Source organism: Pedobacter sp. (assembly GCF_040513095.1).
Lineage (GTDB): Bacteria > Bacteroidota > Bacteroidia > Sphingobacteriales > Sphingobacteriaceae > Pedobacter.
Map to the genome: position 1 here is coordinate 1 of NZ_JBEVDX010000046.1, position 14653 is coordinate 14653.

General features: G+C 46.0%; 7 protein-coding genes and 1 pseudogene. All 8 read right to left on the reverse strand.

Annotated features, from left to right (window positions below):
* Positions 1-484, reverse strand: a pseudogene (locus tag ABWY16_RS06625) (SusC/RagA family protein); the annotation flags it as partial.
* A gap of 27 nt (positions 485-511) precedes the next feature.
* Positions 512-1519 carry a FecR family protein gene (locus ABWY16_RS06630; RefSeq protein WP_353903864.1) on the reverse strand — a complete coding sequence of 336 codons (1008 nt, stop codon included), beginning with the start codon at positions 1517-1519 and terminating at the stop codon, positions 512-514.
* Positions 1520-1630: 111 nt separating this feature from the next.
* Entirely contained in the window at positions 1631-2923 is a 1293-nt protein-coding gene (locus tag ABWY16_RS06635) for a DUF2264 domain-containing protein (protein WP_353903865.1), read from the reverse strand.
* 21 nt (positions 2924-2944) lie between these two features.
* Positions 2945-4468, reverse strand: a complete 1524-nt coding sequence (locus ABWY16_RS06640; protein ID WP_353903866.1) for a glycoside hydrolase family 28 protein — start codon at positions 4466-4468, stop codon at positions 2945-2947.
* 19 nt (positions 4469-4487) lie between these two features.
* Positions 4488-7346, reverse strand: coding sequence for an alpha-L-rhamnosidase (locus tag ABWY16_RS06645; protein WP_353903867.1), 2859 nt, complete (start codon positions 7344-7346; stop codon positions 4488-4490).
* 21 nt (positions 7347-7367) lie between these two features.
* Complete coding sequence (locus ABWY16_RS06650) at positions 7368-9587, reverse strand: glycoside hydrolase family 3 N-terminal domain-containing protein (RefSeq protein ID WP_353903868.1); 2220 nt, start codon at positions 9585-9587, stop codon at positions 7368-7370.
* A gap of 101 nt (positions 9588-9688) precedes the next feature.
* Positions 9689-11368 carry a RagB/SusD family nutrient uptake outer membrane protein gene (locus ABWY16_RS06655; protein ID WP_353903869.1) on the reverse strand — a complete coding sequence of 560 codons (1680 nt, stop codon included), beginning with the start codon at positions 11366-11368 and terminating at the stop codon, positions 9689-9691.
* A gap of 16 nt (positions 11369-11384) precedes the next feature.
* Positions 11385-14594, reverse strand: coding sequence for a SusC/RagA family TonB-linked outer membrane protein (locus ABWY16_RS06660; RefSeq protein WP_353903870.1), 3210 nt, complete (start codon positions 14592-14594; stop codon positions 11385-11387).
* Positions 14595-14653: the final 59 nt, after the last annotated feature.

A 14653-nucleotide genomic window follows, 5' to 3' on the forward strand; every position in this document is an offset into this window, starting at 1 on the left:
CTTTTCTACCGGAGGCGACATCAATTACCGTAACACCCGGAAGCGGTACGCCGCTCATATCTGTCACTGCACCTGTTACAGGAACGTCTACTGCTTTGGTGCTTTTTACTGGAGCTGCAACAGGGGACTGGATTTGCTTCTCTACATTGATCAGTACATGGTTATTATCCACTTGCGTTACACTTCCTTTATAGTTTTTTAATAGAGATCTCAGTACAGAATAAACCGACTGGTCTTTAACAGTTAAAGAAACTCTTTTTTGAGCATCGATCACATTGTCGTAACCGATAAGAAAATTAGTTTTTTGTTCAATCAGTTTAAAAACCTCTTTTAGTGTAAGGTTCTTCGCCCTGAAAGAAACGTTGGTATTGTTCATCGTCTGTGCTTCTGCGGCAAATCCCGGCAGGCTGAACTGGATAAAAAAGATGGCCGCTAAGAGTAGTTTGGCACATCTGGAAAAAGGGATCAGATAAAATTTTCGCATTTTTTTAATTTGAGATTACAAGGATTTTTAAAATTTATTTTTTGGATTGATGATTACTTTTCTTCCGTTCATGGTATAAGTCATACCTGTAAGTGCGGACAGCACATTGAGGACTTTGTCAGGACCTTCATTATAAAAACTGAGCGTGTATCGTTTGGTATCATGATGATTTGCATTGAGCGTAACCTCCAGATTGTACCAGCGGCTCAACATTCTGGCAATTTCTTCATAAGAGGCATTGTCAAAATTCAGGTGATTGGTACGCCAGGCACTGATAGAATCTACATTGACTTTTGTCAAGTGGTGACTGTCTTTAACTTTGTCATAAACCAGCGCCTGATTATGCGTCAGTGCTTTTGCAAATAATTGCGTTTTGGCATCAGGCTTTTCCACTTTGACCTTCCCGGTAGCTACGCTTACTTTCACATGTTCATCTTCGGGATAAGCCTTGATATCAAATGATGTTCCGAGCACGGTTGTCTGCAGTTTGCCTGACTGAATGATAAAAGGTTTGCGGGCATTATGGTGTACCTGAAAGAAGGCTTCGCCGATGAGTTTAACTTCTCTTTTCTGCGCATCAAAGCGGGAAGAAACAAATACACTGGAACCTGAGTTGAGGAATACAGTAGTTCCGTCTTCAAGGGTAACCTCCTTTTTTTCGCCTTTCAGCGATCTGATTTCCGTAAAGGTTTCAGGCAGTACAGCTTTTTTGCTGAACTTGTTCCTGATCAGGAGGCCCGATCCCAATAAGGCGAGAAACATTGCCGCCACCTGCATCCAGCGGAAGTTCAGTTTGCGTATTGCAGCGGGTTCTTCATTTGCGTTGCTTGCAGATTCAGCTGTTTGATTTTCAGTCAGCATTGCGGCGATCCTTGCATCAAGGTCTTCAAATACCGATGCTTCTTCGTTGCGGCTCAGCATCCTGCTTTTTTGCCCATAGTGGCTTTCGAACCAGGTTTCTACCAGCGCGCGTTCCTCTGCGGTGGCTGTTCCTTCCTGGTACCGTTGAAATAAAGATTTGATGTTATCGTCCAAAACTGTGCTTTATTAGAGCTCGCGCTCAAACACAGAATGTCCTTTAAGAAATTGTTAAGTTTAGATTAGGTTTTTGTGCAGGGTGGTCATCACATAGAACAACTAACGTCGCTAGTAAGATACTGCATGATCTGCAGGGAAGTTCTCTCCGCCCCAGACCTTTTTGGAAGTCCAGCTGGCGGCGGGAGCTGTCCAGAAAGAATCACTGGCAGGTAAGCCCAGCACTAACATGCCCGTTGTGCAGAGATAAAGACTACCTGTAGAAATGTAGTTTTCAGCAATATCCACCTGGTGCCCGCAGAAGCCTATAGTGAGCCAGCCGTTTTTATCAAAAGTGCCGGGGGCTTCAATCATTCTTTTGATGACCAGAGAAAGTGCTTCTCTTACCTGTGCGGGTTTCACTGCATCCGGTAACTTTTTCATCAGTGCGATCTGGTTCAATGCCTGCATGGCACCGAAGCGGTAGGCCAGCGATCTGCCCACGACCGGGAAAGTACCTTCTGGTGAGATCAGTCGTTCCTGGATGACAGCATACCTTATTGCCCTGTCCAGCACTGTGCGTAGATTCTCTTTTGTTTCTTTGCCTGTGTCCGCCATTACCGTAGTGATATCAACCAGCATCGGATGGATCACATAACTGTTATAATAATCGTAGTGGAAAGTTGGCCCGTCACCATAGATACCATCCCCTTTATACCATTCGGCATGTTTTTTCAGCGCATAGTCCAGTCTCACCGGATCATACTCTTCGCCAAACTTTATGAAAAAAGCTTCGATCATCCCCATGAACAGCAGCCAGTTGTTGTATCCCGGTTTAATCACGCGTGTAGATTTTAAAGCTTTGATCACATTTGTCTTTACCGCTGCGGGTAATGGTTCCCATAAATGTTTGGGAGACCTGATCAGTGCATGGGCTAAAAAAGCACCGTCTACCAATGCCTGTTCATATTCCTGACCGGTAAACTGCATAAAATCCGCGGAAGAAGGATCTACTGCCTGTGCAATGCTTTGCTGTGCCAGAAGAATATACTTTGCCCTGAGTTTTCCTTCTTCAGTTTGATCAGGACCAAGCTCCAGCCATGGAGCCATACCTGCCATTAACCTCCCAAGAGCTTCGAGATAGGTAACCCTGGTGCGGTCAAGTTTGCCGGACGGGTTTACTTCTACAGGCATCGTTGCTTTGAGGCGGCCTTCACTCAGGTTTTTTAATACAGGATCAGCGATTCTTGTAAGGGTCTTTACCCAGTAGCTGCGCAGCTGAGCCGCGGCATCAGCACTGCTTGTATTTTCTGCGGCGGCAGCAAGAGCATTTTTGCCAGGATCTGCAGCAAGAGCCGATTCCGGTGAAAGAATACTCAATGAGGCAGCCGCGGGAAATAAAGAAACAAAAAAACGTCTGTTCATCACATTAAAACTTAAGGTACATCAGTTAAGAATCCGGATCTCAGCATTAGTCCCAGCCGCTGTAATCAGCTTTTTGAAGTAATGCTGTGTCACCTTGTGTAAAATAACAGCAGGTGCCCTATTGCCGGAAGCCAGGTTCAGCTTGTTAATATATACTTTTTTTACATCATCAAATACAAGAGGCGATCTGAAATCATCTGCCAGGAATCTGAACTTAGAATTTTTAATGGTAATTCCTGCTGCATGGCGTACATACAAAGCCCAGGCCGGCAACTCTCCAAACATACTGAACTCAGGATATTCATCAGCCATTTCAGGGATTTTGCTGAGTGAATCCAGCGATACATATGCTTTACTTCGATCCGCCCCTCCGCCATAGGTAACTACTATATTTTCCATAGTTACATCTTCAATGGGATGCCCGGGCAAACCAACAATTTGTGCGGGCAGCAGGTTGTGCGGGTAAATATCTTCCTCCGGCGGACCCTCCATGGTATATCCTGCATCAGTTTTTGCATTTGGCACTTCCACACTGACATCACTGATATGTATTCTCCTGATGATGCCCGGAGGCGAGGTTTTTTTTCGCTGTCCCAAACGGATGAAGATGGCTCCGCCGGTGTTTTTTGCAGTGATGTGGGAAACATCAATATCTTCCATTGTTCCGCCGTCTACTATTTCAAGTGCTATGGCTGTTCTGTAAGTATCAAAAGCATAAATATTTTTTACTTTGATATTTCTAAAACCACCTAACGAAGCTGTTCCGAATTTCACTGCGCTGGCGCTTGACCGTATTTTACAATCTGTAACCAATACTTCTTCACAGGCACTTTTGGGATCACTTGATTTGAGACAGATTCCGTCATCTGCAGCGTCAATACTTGAGTTTTTTACCACTACATGCTGGCAATCCTGAATATCGATACCGTCATTGTTCCAGTAAGCCGTACTTTTAACCGTTATACTGTCAATGGTCAGCCGCGTGCAGTGGTTATAGGTTTGTACCCAGCAGGCAGCATTGAGCAGTGTCACTCCTTTGATTAAGACCTCATCACTACGCTGGATTTCTATCAGTTGAGGACGTAACCTTTCATTTGGACGTTTGAGCACCAGCGGATCTATCACTGAACCGTTTTTCACCATTTTGAGGACATTCATTGCCAAAGTCCTGCCCTGCCCATCTATTGTTCCCTCACCGGTAAGGGAGATATTTTTCTGATCATCAGCAATCAGCAGTGCATACCAGCGGTCGTTTCTTTCGTAATCGGCCAGGTTGGTACTGCCCAGAAGAACTGCGTTTTTCTGCAATACGAGTTCTACCCCTGTTTTCAGGTGTATGGTGCCTGTAAGGAAAATGCCTTCGGGTACAATAACTTTGCCGCCCCCTTTGCTGTTCATGGAATCTACAGCTTTCTGAATAAATTCAGTATTCATTTTAAGCCCATCTCCAATAGCACCAAAATCTTTAATATTCGCTTTCTGTGCATGGGTAGTAAAAGCCAGAATGGATAGCAGTACAGTTAAAGTTGTTGTAAATTTTCTCATTTATATTAGCATTAAACAATTATTGATAGTGATATTGATAATGGTAAGTCCCGGATCCAAGGGAAACTTTAACATCTGTACTGCCTGTTTGCTTTGCGAGTGGTTTGTTATTCTGGGTAATAAGCGCAGCAGCAGATCCCGGGAGGCTGACCTCAGCTGTCGTATTAGGAGGAATGATCACATCCAGCTGGAAAACCCCGTTGTTGAGCTGCCATTTTGAGCTGGCCTTGCCATACAGCGTTTCAAGTTCTGCATTCACAAGGCTTAAATTACCTCCGGGATGTGGTGCGATATGGATTTTTTTGTAGCCTGCTGCTTTCTCATCTGTGTTTAGTCCTGCCATCACCCTGTACATCCAATCGCCAATTGCCCCGTAAGAATAGTGGTTAAACGAGTTCATGCTTGGATCCTGCAGGTCACCATTGGCCTTGATACCATCCCAGCGCTCCCAGATAGTTGTAGCACCCTTGGTAACAGGGTATAACCATGAAGGATAAGTATCCTGAAGCAATAAGGTATAGGCGATATCATCATAGCCGAAACGGCTGAGCACATGACAGAGGTAGGGCGTGCCCAAAAAACCTGTAGTGAGGTGATTACCGTAATCTTTGATATTCTGTACCAGGCGTTTTGCCAGCTGGTCCCGCATTTCAACCGGCAGCATATCAAATGATAATGCTAAAGCAGCTGCAGTTTGTGTACCGGAGACAAGCCTTCCGTTAGCCGTCATGTATTCTTTTACAAAAGCATTTTTAATCCTGAGCAGCAATGCGCTGTAGGTTTTCACATCTTCTGTTTTACCTAAAACTGTAGCAGCATTGATCAGCAGCTGTGTTGAATGTGCATAGAACGTTTGTGCGATCAGGTATTTATCTGTTACTGCTGCCTTGCCCCCGTCATCCGTCGGGCTCGGACTGTAAAAACACCAGTCGCCAAAGTGCGTTCCGGTATTCCAAAGGTCATCTGTACTTTTGCCTTTCATAAACTCAACCCAGCCCTTCATACTGCTGTATTGCTGCTCAAGGATCCGCTGATCTCCATAGGACTGGTAAACACTCCATGGAATAATCGTTGAAGCATCGCCCCAGCCTGCTACTCCCGAAGCGGTTTTAGACATCATATCCGGTACAACCCAGGTTACCGCACCATCTTCATGCTGGTCTGCCGCCAGGTCTTTCAGCCATTTGGTAAAAAAACCGGCAACGTTCATATTGTATGCTGCAGTTCGGCTAAAAGCCTGTGCATCTCCCGTCCAGCCAAGTCTCTCGTCCCTTTGCGGGCAGTCGGTTGGCACGTCGAGGAAGTTCCCTTTTTGTCCCCACTGGATATTGTGCTGCAATTGGTTGAGCATAGTGTTGGAAGTAACAAGGCTGCCTGTTGGCTCCATATCAGAATACATAGCTACAGCCGTTATGCCTGCTGTATCCGGTTTACCCTGTAACCCTTCGATTTTGATGTAGCGAAATCCCTGATAGGTAAAATGTGGTTCATGATGTTCCATCGTATTGCTGCCCAGGATATACTTGATTTCACTTTTCGCATGGCGGAGATTGGTTGTGTAAAAGTTGCCTGTCTTATCCAGCACTTCTGCATGGTAGATACGGATCTCATCACCGGGTTTACCTTTGATATTAAGTACCACCCAGCCCACCAGGTTCTGCCCGAAATCGATTACCGTTTCCCCTTTTGGTGTGGTGATCAGTTTCTGCGCATGGAAGACCTCATGTTTCCTTACGCCCTTTACTTCCGGGGCAATCAGGTTTGTTTTTGCCTCGTCTGCAACAGCAACGCTCTGCCAGCTGTCATCGTTATAACTGCTGAGGTCCCAGTCTTTTTTCTCCAGGCGGCTGTCATAGGTTTCCCCGTTGTAAAAAGAGGAAGTCAGTATAGGCCCTGTGGCAGATTTCCACTGGCCGTCTGAAATGATCGTTTCTTCAGTCCCGTCGGCATAGCTGACTTTGAGCTGGAACAGCAGTGCGAGGTCTTTGCCCCAGATGTTTTTCCATTTATCCAGGTGCCCGCGGAACCATCCGTCCCCAACCAGTACACCCGCTACATTTTTTCCTTTATTCAGCAATGCGGTCACATCATAGGTCTGGTACTGCAAACGTTTTTTATAGCTCGTCCATCCCGGCGCAAAGTAATCGTTGCCGATTCTGTGTCCGTTGAGATAGGCTTCAAAGATGCCATGTGAAGTGATATATAAACGTGCCGATTTTACTGGTTTACCTAAACTGAAAGCCCTGCGGAACATCGGACTTGCGCCATCGGCTGTATCTGCTTTCAGGTTACTTTTAATCCATTTGGCCGACCAGTCAGAAGGCTGTAACAAGCCCATTTCCCAAAAAGCAGGCTTACTCCATCCCGACGAATTGCCTTTATTGTCCCAGATCCTTACCTGCCAGTAATAACGTTGTGAAGACTGCAGTGCCGGGCCTTTGTATGTCACATGTACCGACTGATCAGATTTAACCCTTGCCTGCTGCCAGAATATTTTTTTGCCGCTGCTTAGCGCAGCAGCATCAGTTCCCACCCGCAGTTCATAGGCTTCCTGCATGACATTGGTTCCCGTGCTTGTGAATTTCCAGCTTAAACGGGGTTGTGCAATACCTATTCCCATTGGGTTTTGCTGATATTCGGTTGTTAGCGAAGAAAATGACAGTTTCTGCGCCAGCAGGGGTACTGAGCACAGCATTGCTATCGCCACCAGGAGAAAAGCTCTAAATACCAGAGACTCCACATCGACAGCAGCGGTTTCAAAAAAATCATGATCAGCAGATTTTGCTGCTGCATTCACCTGTTCAAAGGGCTGGGGCGTAAACATTGAGCAGCGGGTGCCAATAGATCTTTTTACGATTGCGTTTAATTTCGGGTTCATATCTTGATTATCATGAAAGCATCAATTCGTCAGGTTTAATTTAACAGTACTGAGTGCCGTGGAATTTGGCCCCAGCATTACAGTGAACTCACCGGGCTCAGTGATCCACTTTCCGTCCTTCCAGAACTCCAGTGATTTGCTGCTCAGCGGAATTCTCACCAGCTGAGAAGCTCCTGCTTCCAGTGTAATCCGCTGAAAGCCCTTCAACTCCTTTAAAGGCCTTGTCAGTGAAGAGACCTCATCACGGATATACAACTGTACGATCTCATCGCCCTTCATCTTTCCCGTGTTCTTTACAGTGACCTCGGCATAAACTGTATCCCTGGTAGTCATAGTGTTACTGGAAAGGCGGGCATCTGTATAAACAAAGTTCGTATAGCTCAGCCCAAATCCAAAGGGATAGCTTGGCTCAAAAGATGATCCCCAGATCTCACGCGGACGCCCCGGGGCAAGGGAGTTGTAAAACGCCGGCACCTGGCCCACATTTCGGGGATAGGTCACGGTAAGTTTCCCTGAGGGGTTCAGTTCACCGAAAATAGCTTCAGCAATGGCTGTTCCTGTATCCTGACCTGCAAACCAGCCATCAAGGATTGCCGGAACATGTTCCTTTGCCCATTGAATTCCTGGCGGGCGACCGTGTAACAGCACCAGCACCACCGGCTTTCCTGTTGCTGCGACTGCTTTCATCAGTTTGTCCTGATCACCGGGAAGGGCGATATCATCACGGTCGACATTCTCCATGACGGTTTTATCATCATCTCCCAGTACCAGTATGCAGATATCAGACTGACTGGCTATGCGCACTGCTTCTGCGATCTGCCTGTCATCGGGATGCTGGATATTTGTACCTTTGGCATAATGAATCATGGCAGAGCTGCCCGCGGCCTTTTCTATTCCCTGCCTTACCGTCACAAAATGTTTGGGCTGCTGCGTAGAGTAGGTTCCCAGCCGCACTGTATCCGCATTGGGGCCAATAACAGCGATGGTTTTAAACTGGTTTTTCCGGATCGGCAGCAGCTGAGCTTCATTTTTCAGCAGGATCAGGCTTTTTCTCGCAGCCTCTAAAGCCAGCAGATCATGAGCGGGATTATTCAGTATACTTTTATAGTTTTTACGCGGGTAAGACAAGGAGCCGTCAATCTGTGAGAAAAAGACGTCCGCTGCTACATCTGCATTTTTCGTTTCAGTTTTCAGCTGGGCCATCTCCCTGCCCATTGGATTTTCTTCATTTTCGAGCTGTAAAGCAAACTTAAATCCGAGCACCTTTCTCACAGCCTCATCAAGTAACGCCGGAGAAATCTGTCCGTTTTTAACTGCTTCGGCCAGTGGAGGGCCATACATTCTGTTTGCTCCCCAGGTTTGCTTAAAAGCCAGTTCGGTATGCACACCGGCTTCCAGCGCTTTTTTTATTGTTTCAACCCTGCTGCCTGTCGCTTTCAGGCGGTCCTGAACCCAGCGGATATCATTGTTGTCAGAGACCACCAATCCATCGAAATTGTACTCATTCCTTAAAATATCATTTAATACATAGGTATTGATATGGCAGGGTACGCCATTGAGGCTGTGGTGCGCAGGCATGATTGAACCTACCTGTGCTTCTTCTACAGCTGCCCTGAAGGGCGCCAGGAAGATCTCATGCAAACTGCGCAGGGAAATTTCTACTGCAGCACCGTTGGCACCCAGAGCTGGTTCTCCGTCAGCAACAAAATGCTTGGCTGTGGCTATTACATGATGACTATCGTAACGCTCTTTACCTCTGCCCTGCAAACCATTGATAAAAGCTACACCTGTACGGCTTACCAGAAAAGGGTCTTCAGCATAGGCTTCTTCAAAACGCCCCCAGCGGGCATCCCTGACTACACCCAGCATTGGGGTATACACATGCTGGATTCCCAGGGCACGGGCTTCGGCAGCAATAACGGTTGAAACACGTTCAACCAGGTCCATGTCCCAGGCACTGGCGAGTGCAATAGCCTGCGGGAAAGACGTTGCACCTGCAGCAACTACCCCATGCAAACATTCTCCCGCCTGCATATGGGGAATGTTTAATCTCCTGTTGGCATTGGGATAAAACGAAGCCAGCTGATGCGCCTTTTCATCCAGCGTCATTTCCTTCAGCAACGCTTCAATTTTTGAATGCTGCTGCCGCGTTAGAGGAATATAGCCAGTCTGCTGCTGTGCCTTTGCGTAAACAAAGAACAGACAAACGGGGATTGATAAGACAAATCGGATGAATCGCATAATTATATTGACCAAAATTAAAAAGCAAGAGGGGGGCTATCCGGCATACCCCTCTTGCTACTATTAACTATTATTAACTAACCTTGAGAGCGTTAATATTTTTAATAACCGGGGTTGTTGATGATTTGAAAACCAACATTCCGGTCAATTGCCGTCTGCGGTATCGGCAGTAAGTTATTGTTAGGTGAAACAGAAGCTGCGGCTGCTTCGTATCCGAAACGTTTTGTTCTGTCATAGATTAACCCGAGCCGCGCCAGGGTTAACATCCTGAATTCTTCGCCATACAGTTCACGGGCGCGTTCATCAAGGATATAATCCATATTCACATTTGCTGCTGCAACAGGTGTGGCTTTCGCACGTGTCCTGACCACATTCAGATCTGCCGCGGCGCTGGCAGTATTTCCCTTGTTCAGGTAAGCTTCGGCTCTCAGGAAATACGTTTCAGGTAGCCGGACCAGATAAAAATCCCTTACATAACCATTGTCAGGTGTTCCGTTGATGTGTTTGTCGGTTCCGAATTTCGCCCAGTTGGGATAGATGTATAACATGGTGTCATCACGACTGGTCAGGAAAGACTTAGGAATCAGATCTTTGGGTTTAAATCCCGTGCTCGCAGCGACGGTTGGCCCAAAATAGAACTTACGTTTGATATTTGTTTCGTTGTTTCTCATGTCTGTTCCGGAGTTCCTCCAGATGGTATAATTCACATAATTGGTCTGCCTTACAAAAGCCACTCCGCGACCGGATGTATCTGTCGCCACTCCCGAATTGCCGGCTTTTATCAGGGACCATGGCTTAGACCACATCATCCTTTCGATCAAAGGCCTTGTAAAAGGAGTACTAACACCTGGTGCCGCTGCTACACCACCGGGTACAACAGCGCCGGTAGCGGTTACTTCAAACTGGGCAACAAAAATACCTTCAGTGTTGCCTGTCTGCCTGTTCTGGTTACCCATAGCAAAAAGGTCATAATAATAATCTTTGTTGATATCCAGTGCCGCCGTGGTATTGCGGCTTCCGAAACGTGCGTTTACCAGGGCATAGGAACCATCAGTACCGTCTATCACACGGCTGGCCGCTGCAATGGCTCCATCGTAGTCCTTCAGCGAAATATTCACTTCAGACAGGAAATGATCTGCTGCAGCCCGTACCACGCGGCCCGGGGCAGTGGTAGTCAGTGGCAGGTATGTTCTTGCAAATTCCAGGTCGGCTTTAGCAAAAGTCCATGTTTCTTCACGGGTACTTCTCTGGAAATCTACTTTGGGTGTAGACACAGGCTCAGAAACGATAGGCACCCCGCCGTAAGCATTGGCCAGGTTCCGGTAAGCAAATCCCCTGAAGAACCGTGCTTCGGCAATAGTAGCATTTTTTTCAGCTTCACTTGTCCACAATACTTCGGGGTTTGCTGCTGCGCTGATCAAAGTATTTGCCACTTTAATCATATCATACTGCAGGTTAAAGAAATCTGCAGAAAAGGTTTCCTGCGAATTGACCAGCCCCCAGTTATTGTATTTTGTGGTGTTATCCAGAGGATCAAACATCACATCAGTTCCCAGTCCAAGTACCCAGGCGTCATGTGTGCCATCCACCGCAGTAAAAAGCAGCTGTATATCATGGTACATTGATGCGCTTAATGCATCAAACTGTGCTTTACTGGTGAACCCGCCTTCCACAACAAGTCTATCTTTCAGGTCTTCCTTTAAAAACTTGTCATCCTTGCAGGCGGAAAATAAGAGAGATCCTGCTGCGATGGCGATTAATATATGTTTATATGCTTTCATAGCTGTAATAATTTATTTAGAAGCCTAAGTTTAAACCAAACGAAACGGTACGCATCAGCGGCAATGAGGTGTTCACAGTGGTGTTTGATGAACCGCCGTTACCTCCAATCTGCGCGCCGTTGGCAGGATCCAAACCTGTCCAGCCGGTTAATGTAAAGAGGTTGGTACCACTTACAAAAACCTTGAGGTTATTGATTTTTAGTTTTTCGGTTACACTTTTTGGAAAAGTATAGCTCAGCGATGCATTCTGAAGCCTTGCAAAGGTTCTCGACTGGTAGAAACCATAGGAGAAAGTATTGCCATAATTTGGCCGCACTGTAGTAGAACTTTCGCGCCCCGGCATCCAGTATTCTTCATTCAGCCAGTTGGCCACAGTTGGCAATACAGCTCCCGGATCCAGTCCCCTGAGGTTTGTCGACATGAAATAGTTGTTCTTGCCTCCACCTATGATTGCGTTGATGCTAAAAAACAGCTGGAAGTTTTTATAGCTGAATGTGTTTGATAAGTTCATGTTATAGTTTTCCTTGCCATAACCGATAACCGACTTGTCTTTTACATCAATCACACCGTCATTGTTCAGGTCGCGTATTTTCAGATCACCCGGAACAAAGATGTTTGCACCTGCTGCAGTTTTATACCTGTTCATATATTCGGTATCTCCGCTCTGTACAATTCCGTCTACAGTGTAATCATAGATAGCGCCCAAAGACTTTCCGATAAAGAGTGAGTTATCAATATCATCATCCTCTTTTCCATCCTTATTCACATCCAGTCCGTATAAATGCACAAGTTTGTTCCTGTTCAGCCAGAAGCTGTAGCCGGATTCCCATCTGAAACCGCCGTCCGTTTTCAGGTTGACGGAGTTAAAGGTGATCTCAATACCTTTATTCTGAACTTCACCGATATTTGCGTTCACAGTCTGGAAGCCCGTAAAGATTGGGATGTACCGGGTGAGCAGCTGATCGGTAGTTTTGCTTTTGTAGACATCGATGTTACCTGACAGGCGGTTATCGAACAAACTAAAGTCTAAGCCAAGGTTAAGTGCTGCCGTTTTTTCCCAGGTAAGTGAATTGTTGGCAATGGAAGATGGGATACTATAGGCAGTACTGGTACTTCCAAATACTGTATATCCTGAACCAATCAATGCCTGTGTTGCGTAAGGGCTTATTCCCTGGTTTCCGGTTTTACCATACGAAGCCCTTACCTTCAGATAGTTAATAAAAGTTAAGCTCTTCATGAATTTTTCTTCACTCAAGGCCCAGGCTACAGATCCGCCCGGAAACCAGCCAAACTTATTACCTTCTGAGAAAGCTGAATAGCCGTCTCTGCGGACGTTTAAAGTGGCATAGTATTTCTGATTATAGTTATAATTCAATCTGCCGATATAACCTACGTTCTGGTATTTAGAGTAGCCTCCGCCATTACTGGCACCATTGACCAGACCCGTCGAAGCCCCATTGAGAATAGTCTGCGTAGTTGCTTTGTATAAACCATAATATCCCAGAGAAGTGGTTCCGAAGGCAGCAAAATCAGAACCGTTTACAGCGAGACTTTCAATGCGCGTATAATCACGGGTGTAACCGGCCAGAGCGTCGATATTATGTTTACCAAAAGAACGCGTATAGCTTAGCAAATTGTTTATCAGCCAGTTTGAACTGGACGTAGTAGACATTGATCCGTTTGCCTTGGATAGGAACTGCAGTGGATTCGCAATTTCTGCAGGTACGAGCGTATTCACTTCTGCACCTTCATGGTGGAAAGAGGCAAGTTTTGCGTTTGCCCTGTTAGCAGTCACATCAAACCTGAAATTTAATCCCTGGATGAAAGGGATTTTCGCATTCAAAAAACCTGTACCCCTGATGCTGTTAGCGCGTTCCAGATTATCATCGTAATACCCTTGCGTGGTAATCGTACCATTGCCCACGAAAGGATTAAATAATGAAGTATTACCTGCCGGATATCTTTGCAGCAACTGGTCGTTTGTTCCATCAACATATTTATAGCTGAAGGGAGACATATAAGTAGCCATATACAAACCTGGTGAAACGCCGGAATAATCTGTGGATGAATAATATCCTGTAGCACCGTAAGAGAGCCAGTCAGTGATATTATTTTCAAGTTTCAGCGTAAAGTTTGGTTTCTTAAATTCGTCGTTGTACATAATCCCCTTCTGGTGCAGGTAACCGCCTGAGAAATAATAATTCATTTTATCGGTTTTACCGGAGATACTTACCTGGTAGTTTTGAATTGGCGCATATTGCTGCACTTCATCGATCCAGTCCATCGTGTGCCCCTCATTGTAAGCTTTCAGCTCCAGTGGTGAAAGCACCTTGGTAAGATCGGTGATATCCTGACCGCGGATAGAGAGGTTATCTTTTCTCCACTGCAGGAACTCTTCACCATTACGCATTTTGGGTACACGGGTAGCATTTTGTATCCCATAATAGGTACTGAAGTTGATTGTCGGCGCATCCGTCCTGCCACGTTTGGTAGTGATCAGGATTACACCATTTGCGGATTTCGATCCGTAAATAGCTGCTGAACTTGCATCTTTCAGGATGTCGTACGTTGCAATATCATTCATATTGATCTCATTCAGGTTTCCGTTATAGATTACTCCATCCAGTACAATCAGCGGAGAAGTGTTTGCGTTTACGGAGTTCTGTCCCCTGACAACAATATTAGGGTTTGCACCAGCGCTGGTAGATGGCCCAACGTTGATACCGGATGTTCCCTGTAATGCTTCCAGTGCATTGATGTATGGCACGGATGATTTTGGACTGTCTTCCAGTCTGATCGTTGTTACTGCACCTGTAACATCTTTCCTTTTTTGCGTACCGTAACCCACTACAACGACATCATTGAGCTGGCTCGAATTTTCTGCGAGCTGAACATTGATTGTAGTACGTCCGTTTACTTTCACTACCTGAGAAGTATACCCGATATAACTGAAGGTCAGTGTTGCATTGTCCTCCGTTCTAAGGGTATAAATCCCCTTTGCATCAGTGATGGCAGCGGGACCGTCAGAGCTGCGGACGCTCACACCAATCAGGTTTTGCCCCGTATTGTCGGTCACCTTACCAGTGATGGTAATGGGCGCGTGGTTTACTGCTGCAAGCGACACCTGACTAACTGCACAAAGCAGCATCAGCACGAATACAGTCAGCACAATTTTTCCAGTCCTTAGCGTGGAAGAGCAGGAATAAATGAGTCGATTTTTCATCATACATAATTTGTTTAGGTTGTGGGTTGGTTCTGGTTGTGTTTTGGTCAGACCGCGTTTTT